At 37.5% G+C, this 21,800-nt stretch carries 15 protein-coding genes and 2 pseudogenes; 15 read left to right on the forward strand and 2 right to left on the reverse strand.

Going from position 1 to position 21,800, the window contains the following annotated elements:
• The 11 genes and pseudogenes from ACFX4L_RS22440 to ACFX4L_RS22490 form a co-directional block, all read left to right on the forward strand.
• Positions 1-806 (forward strand): annotated as a pseudogene (locus ACFX4L_RS22440) (IS3 family transposase); the annotation flags it as partial.
• A 1,621-nt stretch (positions 807-2,427) separates the two neighbouring features.
• Entirely contained in the window at positions 2,428-3,333 is a 906-nt protein-coding gene (gene galU, locus ACFX4L_RS22445; RefSeq protein WP_377384102.1) for a UTP--glucose-1-phosphate uridylyltransferase GalU, read from the forward strand.
• Position 3,334: 1 nt separating this feature from the next.
• A complete protein-coding gene (locus ACFX4L_RS22450; RefSeq protein WP_377384099.1) occupies positions 3,335-4,654 on the forward strand; it encodes a UDP-glucose dehydrogenase family protein in 1,320 nt (439 codons plus the stop codon).
• A 422-nt stretch (positions 4,655-5,076) separates the two neighbouring features.
• Positions 5,077-6,567, forward strand: coding sequence for a glycosyltransferase (locus ACFX4L_RS22455; protein ID WP_377406249.1), 1,491 nt, complete (start codon positions 5,077-5,079; stop codon positions 6,565-6,567).
• A 9-nt stretch (positions 6,568-6,576) separates the two neighbouring features.
• Positions 6,577-7,758 carry a hypothetical protein gene (locus tag ACFX4L_RS22460; RefSeq protein ID WP_377384093.1) on the forward strand — a complete coding sequence of 394 codons (1,182 nt, stop codon included), beginning with the start codon at positions 6,577-6,579 and terminating at the stop codon, positions 7,756-7,758.
• Positions 7,759-8,168: 410 nt separating this feature from the next.
• A complete protein-coding gene (locus tag ACFX4L_RS22465; RefSeq protein WP_377384091.1) occupies positions 8,169-9,173 on the forward strand; it encodes an NAD-dependent epimerase in 1,005 nt (334 codons plus the stop codon).
• Between the two features lie 501 nt (positions 9,174-9,674).
• Positions 9,675-10,013 carry a hypothetical protein gene (locus ACFX4L_RS22470; protein ID WP_377384089.1) on the forward strand — a complete coding sequence of 113 codons (339 nt, stop codon included), beginning with the start codon at positions 9,675-9,677 and terminating at the stop codon, positions 10,011-10,013.
• Positions 10,010-11,281 carry a glycosyltransferase gene (locus ACFX4L_RS22475; RefSeq protein ID WP_377406251.1) on the forward strand — a complete coding sequence of 424 codons (1,272 nt, stop codon included), beginning with the start codon at positions 10,010-10,012 and terminating at the stop codon, positions 11,279-11,281. Before ACFX4L_RS22470 ends, ACFX4L_RS22475 begins: the two co-directional genes overlap by 4 nt.
• Positions 11,282-11,365: 84 nt before the next feature.
• Positions 11,366-11,821 carry an NUDIX hydrolase gene (locus ACFX4L_RS22480; protein ID WP_061463336.1) on the forward strand — a complete coding sequence of 152 codons (456 nt, stop codon included), beginning with the start codon at positions 11,366-11,368 and terminating at the stop codon, positions 11,819-11,821.
• 93 nt (positions 11,822-11,914) lie between these two features.
• Positions 11,915-12,055, forward strand: a complete 141-nt coding sequence (locus ACFX4L_RS22485; protein ID WP_377406254.1) for a hypothetical protein — start codon at positions 11,915-11,917, stop codon at positions 12,053-12,055.
• A 68-nt stretch (positions 12,056-12,123) separates the two neighbouring features.
• The gene (locus ACFX4L_RS22490) at positions 12,124-13,854 is read left to right on the forward strand and encodes a phospho-sugar mutase (protein ID WP_377384084.1); all 1,731 of its coding nucleotides are present in this window, start codon (positions 12,124-12,126) and stop codon (positions 13,852-13,854) included.
• 85 nt (positions 13,855-13,939) lie between these two features.
• On the opposite strand, the pseudogene ACFX4L_RS22495 reads toward ACFX4L_RS22490, so the two are convergent.
• Positions 13,940-14,313 (reverse strand): annotated as a pseudogene (locus ACFX4L_RS22495) (IS3 family transposase); the annotation flags it as partial.
• 786 nt (positions 14,314-15,099) lie between these two features.
• On the opposite strand from ACFX4L_RS22495, the gene ACFX4L_RS22500 reads away from it, so the two are divergent.
• From ACFX4L_RS22500 to ACFX4L_RS22515, 4 genes are all read left to right on the forward strand, one after another.
• The gene (locus tag ACFX4L_RS22500) at positions 15,100-17,235 is read left to right on the forward strand and encodes a PrsW family glutamic-type intramembrane protease (protein WP_377384081.1); all 2,136 of its coding nucleotides are present in this window, start codon (positions 15,100-15,102) and stop codon (positions 17,233-17,235) included.
• 20 nt (positions 17,236-17,255) lie between these two features.
• Positions 17,256-17,864, forward strand: a complete 609-nt coding sequence (locus tag ACFX4L_RS22505; RefSeq protein WP_061463334.1) for a pentapeptide repeat-containing protein — start codon at positions 17,256-17,258, stop codon at positions 17,862-17,864.
• Positions 17,865-18,376: 512 nt separating this feature from the next.
• Positions 18,377-18,610, forward strand: a complete 234-nt coding sequence (locus ACFX4L_RS22510) for a hypothetical protein (RefSeq protein ID WP_377384079.1) — start codon at positions 18,377-18,379, stop codon at positions 18,608-18,610.
• A 368-nt stretch (positions 18,611-18,978) separates the two neighbouring features.
• A complete protein-coding gene (locus tag ACFX4L_RS22515) occupies positions 18,979-20,346 on the forward strand; it encodes a vWA domain-containing protein (protein WP_289320319.1) in 1,368 nt (455 codons plus the stop codon).
• Between the two features lie 525 nt (positions 20,347-20,871).
• On the opposite strand, the gene ACFX4L_RS22520 is transcribed toward ACFX4L_RS22515, so the two are convergent.
• Positions 20,872-21,450 carry a 2OG-Fe(II) oxygenase gene (locus tag ACFX4L_RS22520; RefSeq protein WP_375166292.1) on the reverse strand — a complete coding sequence of 193 codons (579 nt, stop codon included), beginning with the start codon at positions 21,448-21,450 and terminating at the stop codon, positions 20,872-20,874.
• Positions 21,451-21,800 lie beyond the last annotated feature (350 nt).

The following is a 21,800-nucleotide window of genomic DNA, read 5'->3' on the forward strand; positions in this document are numbered from 1 at the left end:
GCATTCCCGGTGAAAGCACTTATACAGCTCGCAGACATTCCGCGTAGCACGTATTACTATTGGGTGAAAAACTTCGGTCGTCCTGATCCAGATGCAGAACTGAAAGTATTGATTAAATCTGTTTTCGATGAACATGAAGGGCGGTTTGGTTACCGTCGTATTCGTGATGAACTTAGAAATCGCGGACACCTAGTAAACCACAAAAAGGTACAGAGTATCATGAAAGAACTAGGGCTAAAATGTCTTGTCCGTCTGAAAAAATATCGTTCTTACAAAGGAACTGTGGGCAAGATTGCACTAAATATTTTAGATCGCAATTTCAAAGCTGAAAAACCAAATGAGAAATGGGTTACGGATATTACAGAGTTTAAATTATTTGGAGAAAAGCTATATTTATCCGATATTGGACTTATTTAATGGAGAAATCATTACGTATACAATCGGTTCAAGACCAACCTACTCACTCATTTCAACGATGTTAGATCAAGCTTTTGAACGTTTAACAGACGACGATACTCTCCTTATTCATTCCGATCAAGGCTGGCATTATCAAATGAAACAATACCGTAATGCCGGAACGTGGCATTACGCAAAGTATGTCTCGCAAAGGGAATTGTTACGATAAAATCTGTTATGGAAAATTTCTTTGGTATCATGAAATTGGAACTTCTTTATCTAAAAGAATTTTAAAGTGTGGAACACTTTAAACAAGAACTAGCAAAATATATAGAATACTATAATCACAAACGAATCAAGGCAAAATTAAAAGGGATGAGCCCGGTATACAATACAGAGCTCATGACTAACAAGCTGCCTAACGAGATAACCTGTCTAACTTTATGGGGTCAGTTCACGTAAAGGAGTTCGACTTTTTAGGTTGGAATTCTTAGACTATAAAATTTTCGAAATTTACTCCCGTTCATAAAAATACACGTTCGCGAACGGTGGCGTTTTTTCCTGAGACAGCCATTTTTAACGTTCGTAAACTACGAACTAGTTTCAAGAACTTACATTGTACGAACGTTTTGAATGCGTCATTTTTATTTTTTAATAATGAAAACACTAAATGTTTTTAGTATATTGTTTGTTTCTTCTTCGGTAATACCCATGTAGCGTAGGGTGACAGAAGGATAGGAATGATGCAGGATCTGTTGCAGCATGGTAATATCCTTCGTGGCTTTGTAAAACCAATAGCCAAATGTCTTTCATAAGGTATGATTTCTGACATACTACACGCCAGCAAACTCTGCGGCCTAATTTAACTGCCTGTAGGCCTGAGTTAGGCCTACCTTTCTGGACGGGAATAAATAGTAGGGACTCTGGACGTTTTTGGCATAGCAACAGACCTCCTGAAAGCAATTCGCGATATACATATCGCGGATTTTTTCTGTTTTGCCTTCCTTGACCCGGAGATCTTGTTTTGTTTGCCTTTGAGTTCCAGGATCTGTTGCGTGGTTAGTCGGAGCAAGGTCCCCGATACGGAGGCCGGTTTCACAGTATTCCCCACTCCTGTTCGACAAATGTGCATCCCTAATTATTTGAGCCTCTTCAAAGGGTTTAGAAACCAACTTCAAATATATCGAAGTAGTTGGTGTAGGGAGTTTTCCTGCAGAATTCGAAACCTATGCGTCGATGGCGCCCAAGGGACCCAGCCGATGGTGGCAAATGGAGTGGAATGATTCATTAGAAATGTATCCAATATGCCAAGTTTTGCTCTTCATGTACGGAGAAAGTAGTAGTGTTGCCTTAAACCTCAACAAGGATGAGAAGAGTTGCTGCTTTAGGAGCTAGTTAATAAAATGCCTAAACAATATCCATTTCAACATAGATCATACTCTTATTAATCACGCCTGATAACAATCTAATTAAAAATGGAGAGGGTTAATAAACCTCCCTTTTTTATTGTCTTCTCAAATATTAGATTAAGAATTTATCAGTAAAAATTTCCCCCTCAAAATCATGAATACAGTCCATCATATATTTTGATATAAAAGGGAACGGAAATGTATTTATGAAAAAAAACCTTATAAATTATTCGTCACTAAAAACGGGATCTGCGATACCCATTATTTTAATCAAAGAAATTGTTGCTCTCATTTCTGACAGCTGGAGTTTTTCAAAGAAAGAAAAAAAGGAAATCGTTTAGGCTACTGAACCGCCAAAAAGCTCACACAGTAGTTTATCAAACCGTTTATCGACCATTACACGAAAACCAAGGTAACTCCATTGCATAAAAAGTGTAATGGAGTTTTTAATTTGGCACGTAACCGACAGGTTGCGCGGCTCGTCCACAGCCAGATTGGGATTCTTACATGTATAGCCTACTAGTCCCTGTTAAATAAAAAAGGACTAATTGGGCTTCTAACTAGACCGAAAGTTGTCCTATTGCATATAAAGGATTAATGAATGACAAAAGGGAGGCAGTTTATGAAAATCCGAAAGGCTATTATTCCGGCCGCAGGCCTCGGAACCCGATTTTTGCCTGCAACAAAAGCTCAGGCTAAGGAAATGCTGCCGATTGTTGATAAACCAACGATTCAATATATTGTTGAAGAAGCAGTAGCTTCGGGTATAGAGGAAATTATTATCATAATCGGTAGAGGAAAAAGATCAATAGAGGATCATTTTGATAAATCCTATGAGTTGGAAGATGCACTTTTAAGAAAAAATCAGCTCGATATTTTAGAGGAAGTTCAGAAAATATCTAGTTTGGCAAATATCTATTATGTCCGCCAAAAGGAACCGATGGGGCTAGGACATGCAATTCTCTGTGCTAAAAGCTTCATTGGAAATGAACCTTTTGCTGTTTTGTTAGGGGATGACATCGTTATGTCTGAAACACCTTGTCTGAAACAAATCATCAGTGTTTTTGAGTATTGCAACAGTTCCGTCGTAGCTGTTCAGAATGTACCGGAAAAGGATGTCAGTAAATATGGAATTATTAAGCCAAAAGGGACAATGATTGAGCCTAACCTTTTTCATATTGATTCTTTGGTGGAAAAACCGAAAAGGGAAGAGGCTCCTTCCAGATATGCGATAATGGGGCGTTATGTTTTTAGACCTGAGATTTTTGAAACAATTTCAATGCTTCCGGTTGGACATGGTAATGAATTACAACTTACTGATGCCATAAATGAGCTAAATAAGCAGCAGGCAGTATTAGCATATAATTTTGAGGGAAACCGATATGATATTGGTGATAAAGTTGGATTTATTAAGGCAACAATAGACTTTGCTTTGCGCAGGGATGATATAAGAGACGAGGTACTTTCCTATTTAAGGGATGTAAATAAGAAAGAAAACCTTCAGATTATAAAGAGAGAGCTTGAATAATATGAAAATAGCTGTTTTGGGTACAGGATATGTCGGGCTTTCCACTGGTGTTTGTTTGTCAGAAATAGGGCATAGTGTCATTTGTATCGATACAGATGAAAAGAAAATTAAAAGTCTACGTCATGGGATTTCTCCAATATATGAACCGGGTCTGGAGAATTTGCTTGCTCAAAATGCTGCAGCGGGTAGACTGCTATTTACAACATCTCATCGAGAAGCGCTAAATGGTGCCGAGATTATCATCATTGCCGTAGGAACACCGCAAATGGAGGATGGGGGAGCAGATTTATCGTATATTGTGCAAGCCGCGAAGGATATTGCTGCGAACCTAGTACAGAGTTCAGTAGTCGTTATAAAGAGTACTGTGCCAGTTGGTACGAATGATTTTATTAAAAAAATTATGGAAGAACTTTGTAACAAAAGGATCACCTTTAATATGGTTTCAAATCCTGAATTTTTAAGACAAGGGTCAGCTGTTATGGATACGATGCAAGCAGATCGAATCATCATCGGTTCTGAAAATGACGAGGCGGCTAAGAAAGTACAAGAAATGTATCGTCCGTTAAATGTACCATTTATATTAACAAGTATTAGAAGTGCGGAAATGATTAAGTATGCTTCTAATGCCTTTTTGGCGACTAAGATTAGCTTTATCAATGAAGTTGCCAATTTATGCGGAGTAGTAGGTGCAGATGTTAAAGATGTAGCAAAGGGAATGGGAAAAGATAAGAGGATTGGAGAAGCTTTTTTACAGCCCGGTATTGGTTATGGAGGATCTTGTTTTCCAAAGGATGTTAAAGCGTTGCTTCATACTGCCAAGTTAAATGGAGTACATTTTTCCCTGTTAAAAGAAACAGTAGCGATTAATGATTATCAGCAGGAACTCCTTGTAACGAAAGCGATAAATCGCTTGGGGGATTTAAAAGGGAAAAAGGTTGCAATGCTTGGTCTTGCTTTCAAGCCAGAGACAGACGATATGAGGGAAGCGCCATCAATAAAAATTGCGCGTTCATTAACCAAACTTGGAGCAGAAGTGGTAGCTTATGATCCGGTTGCAATAGATAATGCGAAGAACATATTAGGGGATACAATTAGATTTGCCAGCTCAGTTCGCGAAGCGACAGTGGATGCGGATGCTGTATTTATTGTTACCGAATGGAATGAGTTTAGACATTTAGATCTGGAGACATTGATGAACACAATGAAACAACCGATTGTTTTTGATGGTAGAAATTGTCTTGAAGAAAATCGAATCAGAGCTTGCAAGAAAATTGAATATTATCCAATAGGAAGGCCAGCAATTGTTATTGGTATGACATAAAACGAAACTTTTTCTAACACTTTATTAACGAGAACATGATTTTTTAAAGCCATATATTAGGTTAACTTAACCATTCAAAGAGGGAGTTGTTATTCTATAGGCGGGCAAACTGGCAATGCAGCACCTTTGATATAGTTCTTGGGTGCTTTTTTTATATTTCTTTAAATAAAAGAAAAATCTTCATCGACCATTAGAACCATAGAAAAACGTCAATTATTAGCATGTTATATTAGTATCATTGTTTGCAAATACTCTTGTGTCATAGCACTTACTTAACTCACCTTTATATTAAGTAAACGCATACTCACTGCCATTTAGCTTTACTGTATGTTATTAGTCCATGCGTACTTATAGAGTCCTGCATAATATACTTGAAAAGGTCCAGGAAATTTGCTTACTATGCTAGAAAGGAGAACATTTATTTGCACACAGTTATGCATTTGAATTTAAGAGTTGATCCGACCCAATATATCCCACAGATTCGAGAAGTTCCTGATTATGATTATATTCATTTGGTACGACAACCTAAATATATGATAGATCTTTCCCTTTTGAATGAGAAAGTTCATTATCTCAATGAAATTTTCTCACCAAAAGAATATGTGAAAAGAAATGATATCTCCCTCTTACATGCTCACCATGGTCAATTAGGGATGTTATTACTTCCTTTTAAAGAAGGAACAAACCTTCCGTTGGTAACAAGTATTCGAGGCAGGGATGCAACCCTAGCTAATCAGCCCATTGACTATCTAGATAACATGAAAATGCTATTTGATCGAGGTGAGCGTTTTTTTCCAGTTTGTCAGTATTTAGCAGATAGGTTAATTGCTTGGGGTTGTCCATCAGAAAAAATTAGAGTGTTATATGGTGGCGTTGACCTTAACGAATTCAAATACCGGACTCCACATAAAGGGGGCTCTCAAAACATTTTATCCATCGGTAGGTTGGTGGAAAAAAAAGGACATCACATCTTAATGCAAGCTTTTCAAAAAATCAAAGGTGAATTTCCAAATGCAACCCTGACGATCATCGGAAGAGGAGAGCTTGAAGAATATCTCATTTCTTTGGCAAATCAACTTAATTTAGGAGACTCTTTTCGTTTATTAAATCATCTACCTAAAGATCAAGTACGAGAACAATTGACCAATGCAGATTTATTTTGCGCCGCGAGCCTAGAAGCCGCCGATGGAGATGTAGAAGGTATACCTAATACATTAAAAGAAGCTATGGCGATTGGGGTACCAGTGATTTCGACCAATCATGCCGGCATCCCTGAATTAATAACAAATAACAAAGAGGGTGTTTTAGTACAAGAAAATAATGTAGATGAACTGGCAGATGCTCTTGAATTTATGCTAACTAACAGAGAAATATGGGAAATATATACAGTATCGGCTCGTCAAAAAGTCGAACAAAACTTTAACCTCGTCCAACAGCTTCAACAACAAGCTGAATTTTATGATGAACTTTTAGCCCCTTATAAAGTAAGTAAACAAAATTCAGTAACACCTCGCCAAATTGATAAAAAAACCCTTAAGGAGACTACAAAGCCTCAACAGCAAGATAAGTATGATGGCGAAACAATAGCGCCTAGAAAAAAAGCCGGTTTAGCCAGAAAAGCCCTTATTTATATGCAACAGCTTCAACAGCTTCCACAGTTTCAGCAGCTTCAACAGCTTCAACAGCTTCCACGGCTTCGACAGCTTCAGCAGCAGACTAAAGATAAAGTCAAAGATAAACATGTAGCATCTAATAAAAAAGACAAAAAAGCAAAGATTCAACAAAAGACTAAAGGTAATGAGGAAACAATAGCATCTCGTAAAAAAAAAATAAGGCTCAAAAATCCGAAAAAGTTAAAAAATCCCTTAATAAAATTCAACAGTTTCAACAGAAGTCGATGGATGAGCAGTTAGGAGGAGATCATGGAGAATTTTAAAACCATTACTGTAACCAAAGGTGAAAAATCTTTGGAAATTCATAATCCCACAACCTATTCGCTGATTGGAATGGGTGCTCAAGGTGCAGTATTTAAACTTTCAGAAGATAAATGTGTAAAAATCTATTCAGACCCGGTACAAGCGAAAATGGAGGATGAAGCTCTTAATGCTGGAAAAAATCTACCCTTTATGCCTTTGGTATATGATACAGGACCAAACTATATAGTCATGGAATATTTTAATGCTCCAACCTTAAAAGATTACCTGAGAAATTATACGTATATCCCTGATTCTATAGTAAAGAAACTTCTCTATATATTAAGGGAATTAAAACAAGCAAAATTCACCATGATAGATGCTCCCCTACGCCATATTTTTGTCGTTGGTAATGAGGAACTTAAGGTGATTGACCATGTAAATTCCTTTAAAAGAATGCATCCTGTACCATTAAAATTATTAAGAGATTTAAAAATAATCCTTTTAAAGGACTCGTTCTTAGCCCAAGTGAAAAAGCTCGAACCGGACACCTTCAATGAGTGGGAGGATTATTTCAATCAAAATAGTTTGGACTTTAGAAACATTCCCGTCCTCTCAGGAGGGTCAGGGAATGGTGTAAAAGTGGATAGCGCTATAACACAAACACTCATTGGAAAAGGGCATCAAGGTGCTGTTTATCGAGTGTCTGAAGACACATGCGTAAAACTTTACGGAAAAACTGAACATGCAAATCAGGAAAAAATGGTTCTTTTATCAAGTCAAGACTTGCCTTTTATCCCGAAAGTCTTTGAAACAGGACCAAATTATATTTTAATGGAATATCTATTAGGACCAGATTTAAATACGTTTCTTAAAAAACAATCTGTACTTTCTGAGGACATAACAAAACGTTTACTCTATATATTAAAAACAATGGAAAAATCAGGTTTTAAGCAAATTGATGCCCCATTACGGCATATTATTATAACCAGGAATGGTTTTAAATTAGTCGACCATGTGTACTCGTTTTCACGTGAACAAAAAAGACCTCTCGAGTTATTTAAAGACCTGCGAGAAATAAATTTTTTAGATTCTTTTCTAAAACAAGTGAAGGCGATAGACCCTGGTACGTATGCTGAATGGACAAAAACACCAATCCCATTAGATGAAAATGAAAATACGCTTATGTAACTGAATCCTAACGAAAAAATTAAAAAGGTATTACTCCTAATTGTTGAAGTTTTAGTTATCACAAAAAATGAGCATATCAAAACCTATGGTGATTTTGCATTCAACGGTTTCCGAGAACGTTTTAGCTTAAACTTCATTCGTAGGTGCTAGTTCACAGCGGGTATAAGAGTGGAAAACTCATAAGGCTTAAAGCGAAAAAGGATATCATGTCATTGGTGGATTACGAATAAAACGTAAGTCTCTCCCCCATGAAGATTTTGAGTTTGCCCCCTCTTTATATCCGTCATAATGAACACTGTTCTGTTATTGTAAAGGATCGAAAGTATCAATATATATAAATACGGATGCTTACTCAGTGTTCCAGAAAGGTGTCAAAATCCAATTATATAGAAAGGATTGAAATCAATACTATGAACATTATAGTAACAGGGGCTGCAGGTTTCATTGGTTTCCATTTAACAAAACGTCTGTTAGCCCAAGATATCAATGTTATAGGAGTAGACAATATTAATGATTATTATGATGTTTCTTTAAAGAACAATCGACTCAAGATATTAGAAGAAAACCCTGATTTCGAATTCCATAAAATGGATTTGTTGGATAAAGAAAAATTAAATCAATTATTTAAAGACAGAACCATTGATATAGTCATCAACTTAGCAGCTCAGGCTGGAGTACGTTATAGCATAGACAACCCGGATTCTTATGTTAATTCCAACCTAGTTGGGTTTGTAAATATCTTAGAGGTCTGTCGACAAAATAATGTAAAGCACTTAATTTATGCATCCTCAAGTTCTGTATATGGAGCAAATATTAATATCCCCTTCTCAACCAAAGACCAAGTGGATCATCCAGTAAGTTTATATGCTGCCACTAAAAAGTCTAATGAATTAATGGCTCATACTTATAGTCATTTATATAATATTCCAACCACTGGACTCCGTTTCTTTACGGTGTATGGTCCATGGGGGAGACCTGATATGGCTTATTACTCTTTTACTAAAAATATTATTGAAGAGAATACAATAAAGGTTTTTAATAATGGGGATATGAGAAGAGACTTTACTTATATTGATGATATTGTTGAAGGAATAATCCGATTACTTGATAAACCACCGGTTTGTAATATTGGATGGGATAGAGCTAATCCTGATTCAAGTTCAAGTTATGCCCCATACAAAATTTATAATATCGGTAACAATAAGCCCGTAAAATTAATGGATTTCATTAACACATTAGAGAAACTAATTGGCAAAAAGGCAAAAATAGAGTACTTACCAATGCAACCGGGAGATGTTAAGGAGACATATGCAGATATTGCCGATTTGCATGCTGATGTGGGGTTCTATCCTTCAACAAGAATAGAAGAAGGTTTAACTCATTTTGTAAATTGGTACAATAAGTACAATAAATAAGGAAAAAGAAGTAGTGAATTTATATTAGTGGATAAAAAATAATGATGGAATCTCTGCTTCAGTCAGTAAATTAAAAAATTTCAATCACCTCGACTTGATAATGATAACAAAAGATGAGGTAATGGCGTCAGGCCTTGAGGAAATATAATTCGGCATAGGTGAAGTTTCAATAACGTTTAAAACCATCAAATGATCCACCGTCAAATTTAGCTGTCATTGACACTTTAGAAAAAATAAATCCTGGAGTTGGTGATGAAAGGTCAAATAACAGATGCCATTAATGAAATGATGAAAATTATAGAATGTCTATGGGGAAAACGATTGATGGAGAAAGATTCGATATTAGTAGATTTGAAGTGTACATGGCAGCAGATCAATATAATTAAAAATTTAATGAGTAAAAGCCTAAAATCAAATAAAAAGAGATAGGTAAATAGGTAAATTACATGCAAGCAAAAAGAATAATTAAAAATATGTTAGTTAATAAAAGGAGAAAGTAATTTGAACCCTAAAAATATGAAAACTCCATTGGAAGTTCTTAAGGAGTATAATTTGTCAGATTTTCTCATGACGTCCCTTACACGTAATTCTGCAAAAGATCTTCTATTCAAATTAAATCCTCTGTTTGAAAACTACCTTAAAGTTTGTTCTGAAGACCTACCATACAAAGACATTTATAAAGCTGATTCCATGTTCCCTCATGAATTTCACAAGCAAGTGAAACAAATTGAAGAACAAGGAAAAATAAAAAAATTAGGCAATTATCAAGAGCTATTAGTTTTAGCAGGACGCGAGAAGAGCAAATATGAATTTCTTGTTAAAGGGACTGAGGCTGAATGAAAACTATTGCTTATTTTGTAAGTGAAAACATTAAAACACACCAACGTTTTATATATAATCAAATCGTAAAAATAAGTAGCTATCGCTCAATCGTAATCGGCCCATTCGACGATACCAACCATACAGAATTCCCCTTTGAAAACTACTATAATTTAAACAAGATTAAAGATCTAGAAAATTTCTTCAAAGAACAAGAAATCATAGCCATTCATGCTCATCACGGAAAACATGGACAAGAAATTTTGCCTGTATGTGAAAAATATAATATCCCATTGATTGTTAGCATTAGAGGGCGCGATGGTTCTGACAGACCAGAAATTTTCGAAAAAAATGCTCAGCGATATTCATCATTAATTAAACAGGGTGCACACTTTTTTCCTGTTTGCCAATATCTTGCACAAGGATTAAGAAGTTTAGGAATTCCGGACGATAAAATTCATGTGTTATATGGTGGTATCGAATTGGATCTTTTCGCCTATTCTACCCCCACTCTACCTAAAGAAGGCGAAATAAGAGTTTTATCTGTAGGTAGACTTGTAGACAAAAAAGGATTTATTACTCTTATAAAAGCATTTAAACGGATTTATACACAATATCCAAATGCTAGACTGCATATTATTGGAGCAGGTGAAGATGAGGATAAAATTAAATCGGTCATTACAGAATTTAACCTTAAAGATGCTGTGATTCTTAGAGGAGCTATGGATTCAAAACAAGTTTCGGACGAATTGAAAAAAGCTCATATCTTTTGCCTTGCAAGTCAGACTGCTAAAACTGGTGATATCGAAGGCATTCCTAATGCCTTAAAAGAAGCAATGGCTAGCGGTTTACCTGTCGTTTCCACTCAACATGCGGGAATCCCTGAATTAATTGAACACCTGAGAACAGGATACCTAGCTCCAGAAAAAAATGATATTGAGTTAGCGAAAGGCATACAATTCTTTATAGATCATCCAGAGATTTGGAACGCCTATACGGAAAGAGCACGGAAAGTCATTGAAGAAAAATTTGATGTCAATAAACAAATTATTGAGCAACAAAGATTATATTCTCTCGTTAATACAACGGAAACGAAAACGGAAGCCGAAACGAAAACGAAAACGAAAACGAAGACGGAAAAGGAACAGAAAACGGAAAAGAAAACGAAAAAGGAAAAGGAACAGAAAGCGAAAACGAAAACGAAAACGAAAACGAAAACGAAAAAGGAAAAGGAACAGAAAGCGAAAACGAAAACGAAAACGAAAACGAAAAAGGAACAGAAAAAATAAATCAAGTAAGGAAAACTTAAAAACAGTTACGAAAAAACAAGCAGGATACCCAATAGTTATCATTTAGGTAGAAAGGGGAATGACATGGGCTATATTGAAGATTTACGCAAGCTTGTGGGAAAAAGGCCAGTCATTTTAACAGGGGCAAAAGTATTAGTATTTAATCCACTTGGGCAGATTTTATTACAATATCGAACAGATACAAAAGTATGGGGATTACCAGGGGGACTTATGGAGTTAGGAGAATCATTAGAGGAAACAGCATTGCGTGAAGTAAAAGAAGAAACAGGTTTAACGATTGGTGGATTACAATTTCTAAAAGTTTTATCAGGCGTAAACTATTTTATTCACTTACCAAATGGAGATCAATTCTATTCTGTTAACGCTTTTTATACAACAAATGAAATTATCGAAGGAACTTTGAAACCTGATGGTAATGAAGGAAGTGCTGTACAATTCTTTCCAATCAATCAGCTGCCAAAAGATATGGATCCCGATATCAAAAAAGAAATTTGTAATTATTCAAGATTTCGCAATTGAATTTTTTCGAAACAAGCCGTATTTTCGCTCTTCTTTCAAAGAAGTAATGAAGAATAAATGACGCTCTTTCCAAAGTGCTGGTTGGGAATATGAATGAATCAACCTACTTTGAAAGGTACGATATTTGGCGATTCTACAACTCCGTTGCAGGATAAGGAACTACTTGAGAAAGCTAAAAATGATATCGTAATGGGTGCTTTAGGAACGATGGCTTTTAGATTTCATACTCATTGATCGCCTACAATGTGTACTAAGGTCAAAGAGAAAAGAAAAATATACAGGCTGGAAGGAGCTGTTTTTTCATGGAGTGGAAGTCTTTATATACTATTTGGACAAGTTACAGAAATTTAGATAATGAAATGCGTTTAATGCTTGAAGAAATGAAGGATGATGAGATAGCACTTGAAGACGCCTTTTATAAAAATTTGGACTTCGGGACGGGTGGTATGCGAGGGGAAATTGGTCCAGGTACGAATAGGATGAACATTTATACTGTGCGAAAAGCGACAGTAGGACTTGCTGAGTATATTCAATCGTTTGGAAACGAGGCAAAATCCAGAGGAGTCGTAATTGCTTACGATTCAAGACATAAGTCTCCAGAATTTGCATTGGAAGCAGCCAAGACTTTGGCAACAAAGGGAATTAAAGCTTATTTATTTGATGAATTACGCCCTACCCCACAGCTCTCTTTTTCCGTACGTAAGCTGAGTGCATTTGCCGGTATCGTCATTACAGCAAGCCATAATCCGCCTGAATATAATGGGTATAAAGTTTACGGATCAGACGGTGCACAGCTACCTCCTGTAGCGGCGGATCAAGTCATTAATTACGTGAACACGATTGAAAGTGAGCTTTCCATTGTAGTGGAGGAAGAAGAAATCCTAAAAGACAGAGGGCTCATTCAAATCATTGGGGAAGAGCTGGATACTGCTTATAATGAGCATTTGCTCACTATTCCGGAAGATCCAAAGTTAGCAAATGAAATCGATGTAAAGCTCGTGTTTACACCGCTTCATGGTACAGCCAATAAATCAGTAAAACGTGCTTTGCATGATCTAGGATATCGAAATGTCCATATTGTTAAAGAACAGGAAATGCCCGATGCTAACTTTCCTACTGTTAAATCGCCTAATCCAGAGGAACATGCTGCTTTTGAATTGGCCATCGCGCTTGGAAAACGTGTCGACGCTGATTTATTGATTGCCACCGATCCAGATGCGGATAGGCTCGGAATTAGCGTGAAAAATAATGCTGGAGATTATGTCGCATTAACAGGAAACCAAACAGGCGCTCTCTTTTTGGATTATTTAATTTCACAAAAACAAAAGAAAGGGACTCTTCCAGAAAATGGAGTGGTATTAAAGACCATTGTGACTTCAGAAATAGGACGCGCGATTTCTGATCAAAATGGTTTGAAAACGGTAGATGTTTTAACTGGATTTAAATTCATTGCTGAAAAGATCCATGAATACCACACAAGTGGAGAACATTCTTTCCTGTTTGGCTATGAAGAAAGCTATGGATATCTAATCAAAGACTTTGCTCGAGATAAGGATGCCATACAGGCGACTATTCTGGCAGTGGAAGTTTGTGCCTATTACAAAAAGCAAGGCAAAACGATGTACGAAGGTTTACTGCATGTTTTTGAGAAATATGGCTATTACTTGGAAGATTTACGATCGTTAACTTTAAAAGGAATTGAAGGTGCCAGACAAATTCAAGCGATCCTCAATGAATTCCGTGAAAATCCACCAGAGCAAATCTGTGGTCATCAAGTAGTGGTTCAAGAGGATTATCTCAGCAGGAAAAAATACATGTTTGCGTCAAATAGGGAAGAGGCCATCAAGCTCCCAAAATCCAACGTATTAAAATACTTTCTTGATGATGGCACATGGGTATGTTTACGACCTTCCGGAACAGAACCTAAAATTAAATTTTATTTCGGTGTTCAAGGAAGCTCGATGAAGGAAGCTAAGGGGAAATTATACACCGTTATGGAAGACTTTATGAGAAGAATCAATAAAATGCTTTAAAGAAGGACTCTCATTCAGAGGATCTTCTTTAAAAACTAGGGTCAGCATTCATTATGTAGAGAAATGCGGACCCTTTTTTGTTTATCATGTAATGCCATTTATTTTTGACTTTGACAAATCTTAAATCACTGACCACTATTTTTTCTCTTCTTCTTGTAGAAATTCCCGATTTAATTCGTTAGCCTCGCCTGATTCGTTGCATGAGGTCTTTTGCGGTTTAGACTGAGCAACTATAAAAGAGAAAACAAGCCCCTGTTCTTTCATGATACGGCCAATTCGCCTTCTGGAGACCGTAATGCCTCTTTTCTTTTATTCAACCTTAATCTTACGTGTTCCGTACGCCTTTCGATTTTTATCAAAAATTTCTAAAATGGCATTTGCTTCGTAGTATTAGGTGCTCCGTGAAAGCTCCAGGACGCCACACATTGCTGATACAGAGTATTTATCTTTGTTCCGTTTTGGTAGTGTTCAATGATCTGTTGTTTAAATTCAGAAGTGAACGTACGGCGTTTTCGCTTGGTCATTTTGAGTGCTCCCTTATCGTAGTGAGTTAAGTGTATCTGCCCTTAAAACTTCTGTCCAGATAAGTGTAGACGATTCATTTAGTTGAATAAATGTATGTGCAATTTAGATGCTTTTAAAACATTTTATTAAGATAAAGAACAGGTTTGTTAATAAAACTCAATTTAGAGGTATCTTTTTAGTAATTTCGAATATAAAAATATAGGTTAATCAAATAAATAAGAGGTGAGGAAAGAAGGAGATTTTTCATGTCAAATCCTATGCAAACTGATTGAAATGATGTTGTACGACCATCTACCAAATTATTTGAAGGGAAAGATGGCTTGTGATTACAAGTCTGATTGGATTTATACTTGCAACGGGCACGATATTTTTATTTATTTTCGCGGTCCCATTATTTTGAAGGCGATTTGAAGGATGCTTTCTTCTTAATGCGGCAATCGGCATTTTTCTCCTTTCAATAGCAGCAATTTTACCTTTTCTGGGCTTCGTGCAAAAATACCCAGATTTGCGACCAGCGCCTTTTCCACATTTTATAAAAATGTCTATATTACTAGTATCCCGCGAGAAATAGGTAAGTACTTGTTGCGGGTATTACTCTATAAACCTCCGATCGATCGGTGACCATCGTTTTCATGAATTCATTTATTTACTCATGGCCGGACCGTCGTCAAGGGAGACGTCCCGATCGCACGAGGTCGGCTTACAAAGGAGGCGACCGTAGTGAATACGCTCTGGTCCATTCGAACCGGAATTCGGGATTTCCTTGAGGCCATCTATCGAATTTGCCAATCATGGATTGCGAAGTATCCGTTTATTAAAACGGCGTATGCGATTTTTTCCTGGCTGTCTTTGCTTGCGTTTGTGTTGAGCTTGTTTTTCGTTAAAGTATCGCGTACCATGATGATTCAATATTTGTGGTCGTTTTATGTGCTGCTGCAATTTTGGTTTCTGTGCCGAAGCAAAACGATGCCGTGGAAGCAAGTTGTTCTGTTCGTTCTGTTAGGTGTATTCCTTGTCGTACCGTTCACGACGCTTACGGTCAATGCTCTCCATGCGTTTTTCGGCGGAAAAACTTCCGACACTTGGTCCATTGCCGTTATCACGCCAATTTTCGAAGAATTGTGGAAGCTCCTTCCGCTAGGTATATTTCTGTTTTTCTCACGTCGAGCTTCCGCCTTGAGTTTAAGCGATTTCACGCTCATCGGGGCGGCAACCGGTGTCGGCTTCCAACTGATGGAGGAGCTTTCCCGAAGGTGGCTAAGTTCCGGCATTCTTGAGAAAAAGTTTGGCTATAGCTTTACAATGCTGGGCGGCGAAACGATCCATTGGGATATATTCTCACTGTTTCCCGGGCGTTTCGAAGAAAGTCTGTTCCCGACGATAATGACCGTCGGTCATCCCGTACATACAGCCATGATCACACTTGCGTGCGGAATTGCTTATCGGCTGCGAACAAGACTGACGAAATGGGTTTTTCTGTTCCCGGCAATCCTTTTGCTGTGGTCCATCTTGGATCACGCGGCTTATAACGGCCAACACAAGCTGCCGGGTTGGGTGTTCCGGCTTCATGAGTGGACCGGCAGCGGTTATAAAACTCAGCCGGCCTTCCTGCTGATGCTTGCCGCATCGCTCATTGCCGATTACTGGTCGCTGAACAAAATACGGAACTACCTTCCGTTGCTGCCGAACGAGCCGCTTCTTAATCCGTTTACCGAGCTGTGGAATATGATCCGCTCTTTTTGTCTGGACCGGGGGAAATTCATATATTGGCTAGGCTTTTACCGGGAGCGCAGGGAGCTTGGATATCATTTACTTTATGGAAATGAAGAAGCCGCCGGTAGACAGGAGCCTGTCCAGGCTCGGGTAAAGGCTCTTTACCAGGCGCTAACCGGACTCGCGATGATTCTGCTTGTGGCCGGTCTGTTCGCAGGCATCGGGGCTCATGCGGGCGGTGGGGAAACGGCATGTTTCGCCTGCATGTTCGATTCGCTGCAAAATTGGTGGGATGGGTTGGATTGGTATGAACAAGGGGCGATAGTGCTTGGTGCCCTTGCCTTGTCATTGCTGTTCGTCGGATTCTGGCCGGCTTTTGGCATCGCGATGACGGGGGCGGGAATCGCCGGGAGCGGACATGAGACTGCCGGTTATATCCGCGATCCGAAGAAGCTGCTGACTCCCGAAAATGCGTTTTCCGTCGCTCTCGGCATTGTACTAAGCCGAATTCCGTTCGGCAGTGCACTAAGATGGGTTGGGAAGAAAGGGCACCGCTATGTGCGCAAGCTTTTGGATAAGCTTGGTTCCCAGAAGCCGGATGTCGACGTTCCGATTAAACCGAAACCTCCGAAAAGTGACGGCGAAAGCCCTGGCAAGCATACGGACGATCCCAAGAAGCCGGATGACGATACGCCGAATAAGGAAAAAGCTGATGAGGGAACGGAGTATACTGGTGGTAGAAATCAAAAGGAATTGGATAATTTAGCAGGTGATCCTTCACATGGAGGTAAAATTAGAGATCAGGGTGTGAAAGAAAGAGAGATAGGCTTGGAATTGGAGAAACAGGGCAAACTAGGTAGAATAATTCGAGATCCTCAGGCTGATGGTGGAGCAGAATTTATTGACACTACTAATGGTGTAAAATGGGATGTTAAAAGCTTTCAATCTTATCCAAATGGGCATACATCACCGAAAAAGGGAGCCTTTACAGTAAATAATGGAATGAAAGGGATCAATAAGGAACTTGATAAAAACTACAATGTAATAGTGGATACGAGAAAACTAATTCCTGAACATATTGATCAGTTAAAAGAGGCAATAAAAGAAGCAGGAATAGCTGATAGAATTATTTGGTATCCATAGTTTAGGAGGGTATGCAGGGCATGACAATATTAAATGTTGAGGAAATTATTGTTCAACTCGAATCACACCGCCTTTGGATAGAGACCATTGGTAAGAAAGGTGAAAAACTCGGCTTAGATGAAATAGACTTCCGAAATTTAGATTTATCAAAATATCCGTTAGATCAAGCATACCTTACAGCTTGTCTTTTTGATGGTATGAACTTAAATCTTAAAGATATGTCTTCATCTTTATTATGTTCATCAACTTTTAAATTCGCTAATTTAGAAGGTTCAGATTTTTGTAAGTCTAACGTTTCATATGTAGATTTTACAAATGCGAATATTAAAGCCTCAAGATTTGCTGATAGTGAATGCATTGAGACAGTTTTTGTTAAGGCTGATTTATCAAACGCAAATTTAGTAGGTGGTCTTTTTGATGAGGCAGATTTTCGTGAAGCGTCATTACTGAATGCTGATGTAAGATTATCTACGTTTGAAGGGGTATTACTAAAGGGGGCTAAGTTAGGGGGGATTCGAGGACTAGAGGAGGCTTTCATTAAAAGTGTTAATATAGGTACTCCAGAACACCCTATAATTCTTAAAGGAGAAGAAGGTAGACAGTGGCTCATTAATGAAATCAAAGAATAACTTTAGGCGTTATTGATCGAGACAATACCGTTAAATCAAAACAGTAGCTTTCAGTGCGGTCTTCGAAGTTGAATAACAGATGGCTATTAGTGTAATGATCCTTGATCCACAAAACGATTTTGAAAAACACTTCTTTCTTTCAGTTGCTACGGAATCCTTTTTCAAAGAATTTTGGATACTGCCATCCTAGGTAGATCTTTTTTCGTCAGGTGTTGATGAAGAGCAAGATTTACCAAGTATTCTTGCTGAACTTGATCAATTATAAGAGTGGGCGCATCTAAACCTAGAGAAGAACAGCAAACCAAATTATTTGAAAGAGTAGAAGGGCTTAAGGAAAAATACCCCATGCATGTAAAGACGTAGTTGTATTTATAGGAAAGCTTTGATATCACAAACTTATGTTGCCTTTGAACTCGTTATTCAACCCATAACACACTTAACCTATGTAATACCTGGTGACAAGGTGGCACGGATGTGGAGAGAGGAAGGACCTACGCTTTCCAGGTGAAGGAATGTGTGCGCTCCAAGATGATGGCGACACTGAGGAGCATATGCTATGGCAGGCTGGAGCTGCTGGAGAGCGGGCTGCCAACGCGTTTCGGCGCGAGGGTGTGGTCGTTTATATCGGGTTATGCAATACCATAATCGCTCATAAAAGTTACGCCAACAATACACTGCACCATATTTCCAATATAGAGGTTTTCATAATCGCAACCATAATATTTAATTACTTCTTTGCTCAATGAGATTAATATGCAGTGAAGGGGGTTATTTATGAAAAGTACAGTTGTAGGAACCTACTACCCATAGGGAACCTTTATCCGTTCATGAAACTACGGGAAATTTTACCCAAATATGGTTCGGGGAATACGAGAAAGAAGGAAACGATATTCGGGTTATATTGCACGAGCCCAAAGCGGAGCCATTCATTATGGTCGTCAACCGCAGAGGAAACGAATTGAAGCTTCAATACGAATGGAAATCGGCAAATTTAGTCTGCTCGTATCAGCCTGATTAACATGTATATTCTCAGAAGCCGTGGTTATCAAATGAACTTTGGCTTGGTAGATAATAATTTGATTATATAAGAAGATTATTAATCGGAGGCGAGTTGATGATTCGAAGGTCTATCTTAATATTGGTAACGTTAGCCTTATTCCTTGCTGGTTGTATTAATGAACCGGAAAAGAATACTTCAAAAACCCAGAATCCATCACATTCAAATCAAAGTAATGAACCGGAAAAGAATATTTCAAACATTCAGGACCCATCAGATTCAGATCAAAGTAAACATCAGACTTCCTTAACAGATGAACAAATATTAATGAAACCTCCAGGACGTTATGCTGGTTCTAACTATGATGAACAGAAGGTTCAGGAAGCTCTGGATCAATTATCAAGTGATTTGACAGCTGATCAATATAAGGAAGAACTCCTCCTCCTATTGGCTGAAGATTATCGACCTTATGTGACCACTTTCAATAATTTTGAAACAGAAGTTAAAGTGAATAATGAGCGACCTAATGGTAAAATCACATTACCCACAAGTAAGAAGTTACACATTTCGATCCTACTTGATGCCAGTGGCAGCATGAAAGCGCAGATCAATGGCAAATCAAAAATGGACTCTGCCAAAGAAGCTATTCAAATCTTCTTAGATAAATTACCAAAAAATGCAGAGGTATCTTTGCGGGTTTATGGACATAAAGGAACAGGAAGTCATAAAGATAAAAAAGTATCCTGTAACAGTACAGAAGAAATCTTTCATGGTCAAGGCGAGCAGACAAATCAAATAAAAACGGTACTTCAAGATATAAAACCAGCCGGATGGACGCCAATTGCAAATGCTCTGAAATCTGTAAAACAAGATATTAATCCGGAGACAACCGATTCGGTCGTATATGTAGTTAGTGATGGAATTGAAACATGTGGAGGTAATCCAGTGCAGATTGCCAAAGAACTCAACCAATCCAAAGTGAAAACAGTTGTAAATATTATTGGCTTTAATGTGGATAACGAAGGACAGAAATTGCTTCGACAAGTTGCTACATCTGGTGGTGGAGAGTTCACTTCTGTAGATAATGACGAATCACTAAAGAATTATCTCAATAAAGCGTATGCCAAATTACAAGGCGAGTGGACGATGTGGAAAGAAAAAGGAGAAGGACAGGCAAATACACAAAAAGAACAGAAGCAGGGAGTTATTAATAATACAGAAACAGATATGCAAATTCTAGTGAACAAAGAATATTATAATCTGCTAGCAGCCCTTAAGTATCTAGAAATTAAATATGGAAATGCTATCCCTCACGGTGAGGTCTGGAAACAGATTACTGATCGTAAGAATTTCGCATGGGATTATGCTCGTAATACCGGGAGGCGTTTGTATGACGAAGTCACTAATAGTGGAAATCAGGTTTATGACGATATCAAGGATGAAGGGGATAAGAATATCGATGATCTGACGAATAAGAAAAAATAATTAACGGCTACGGCGGAATGACACGATCATGGAGGATCAATGTTGGATTGTTAACACTAAATCAATCAACTTTTTTAAGGGGTAACTGGATTTGAGTCAATATTTTGGACACTAAAAAGTTAAATCTTAAGCTGTATTCCTAATTCAAGAACTTGGATATCCGGATTGCCAAACAAACATTTCACTGGATGGAGCTTACTTAGAGATGCATTAAAGCATTTAATAGCAGAAGAGGTAAGACGAAGTTTTGAAAGGTCCATGGACAAGTCTTAATTAGGCTATTGGTCATTTATTTGATTTCACCTTGTGGCCATATTTTATCAGGAAAATCCCTTATGAACTAATAGGTGTATTAGTTCATTAAGGAACTCGATGAGAAAAAAAGATGTCTATTTTCTGTTTTTTCTCAAACTTCATTCTTCATGCATTAATACAGATATAAAGGTTTGAAGGAGACAGTTATGTAGGAGCAGGAAGTGAATTACATCTATCATTTTAAAAAATTGAACATCTGACATTTGGAGACTATTTTTTCCTTCTCATCCATTGTGTTGCAACCCATTTTTCTCCAGTAATAACTGGAGCTCCACCATGTAAAGTCAGGTCGTTAAGGTTTTGATCGTTATAGAAATATTCAAAATACACAGCCATTCCTTTTTGAGGTGATACTGAAAAATTCAGTTTAGGAAAAAAAGTTTCTCCCCCATGCTCTACATCATTTAAGTACATGACGATTGTGCTGATTCTATTGTTTTTTGTTGCTTTACTTGCAGATGTAAAAAAATCAAAATGAGCTTTATACTCTTGACCTGGAATATATTTAAGAATTTGAATACCATCCCCATGTTCAATGGGTATATTCATGATAGACGATATTCTTTTTTCAATTTTGGAAATGATGTCATTTTCATTTTCTTGAAAAAACATACTACTACTAGTTCTTATCTCATTTACTTCGGGTGTAACTCCAATTTTAGAACGATGCATTTTGTCTTTTGACAGTCTAATAAGTTCATCACATTCTTCGTCACTCAATACATTTCCTAAAACCACCAGAAGAGGTTCTTCTAATTTAGCAATTATATTAATTTCTCTATCTTCCATTTTGATTTTATTTCCAATATGATTAAAAATAGTTTGTTCTTTACTTATTGAATTTTTATTGTCCACTGTCAACTTTCATCGTCTCCTCAAGAGAATGAATTTTCTGATTTTTAATTTCATTTCTGTAAGCGGTTTTCTATGATAATTATATCATGGGATAACCATGTCTTGCTTCGTCAATGGACATTTTGTGTGTGATGATCCCCCTTTGAGCGAACTCACCATACGTTGTTTTTTATTTTAGAGAAAGATATTGACTTCCTATTAGCTGGTTTAGCATTCCTGTAGAGCGTTATTTTTCAGCTTTGAAAAAAATAGGGCTCCTCAGTAAGATATGAGTAAGACACCAC

Origin of the sequence: Peribacillus sp. YIM B13482, from assembly GCF_042787975.1 — a bacterium.
Taxonomy (GTDB): Bacteria; Bacillota; Bacilli; order Bacillales; family DSM-1321; genus Peribacillus; species Peribacillus simplex_A.

Coding starts and splice junctions, on each gene's coding strand:
- ACFX4L_RS22515 (WP_289320319.1), top strand. CDS start 18,979: ATGATTCGAAGGTCTATCTTAATATTGGTAACGTTAGCCTTATTCCTT.
- ACFX4L_RS22490 (WP_377384084.1), top strand. CDS start 12,124: ATGGAGTGGAAGTCTTTATATACTATTTGGACAAGTTACAGAAATTTA.
- galU (WP_377384102.1), top strand. CDS start 2,428: ATGAAAATCCGAAAGGCTATTATTCCGGCCGCAGGCCTCGGAACCCGA.
- ACFX4L_RS22480 (WP_061463336.1), top strand. CDS start 11,366: ATGGGCTATATTGAAGATTTACGCAAGCTTGTGGGAAAAAGGCCAGTC.
- ACFX4L_RS22485 (WP_377406254.1), top strand. CDS start 11,915: ATGAATCAACCTACTTTGAAAGGTACGATATTTGGCGATTCTACAACT.
- ACFX4L_RS22520 (WP_375166292.1), bottom strand. CDS start 21,450: ATGGAAGATAGAGAAATTAATATAATTGCTAAATTAGAAGAACCTCTT.
- ACFX4L_RS22475 (WP_377406251.1), top strand. CDS start 10,010: ATGAAAACTATTGCTTATTTTGTAAGTGAAAACATTAAAACACACCAA.
- ACFX4L_RS22505 (WP_061463334.1), top strand. CDS start 17,256: ATGACAATATTAAATGTTGAGGAAATTATTGTTCAACTCGAATCACAC.
- ACFX4L_RS22510 (WP_377384079.1), top strand. CDS start 18,377: ATGTGTGCGCTCCAAGATGATGGCGACACTGAGGAGCATATGCTATGG.
- ACFX4L_RS22465 (WP_377384091.1), top strand. CDS start 8,169: ATGAACATTATAGTAACAGGGGCTGCAGGTTTCATTGGTTTCCATTTA.
- ACFX4L_RS22460 (WP_377384093.1), top strand. CDS start 6,577: ATGGAGAATTTTAAAACCATTACTGTAACCAAAGGTGAAAAATCTTTG.
- ACFX4L_RS22450 (WP_377384099.1), top strand. CDS start 3,335: ATGAAAATAGCTGTTTTGGGTACAGGATATGTCGGGCTTTCCACTGGT.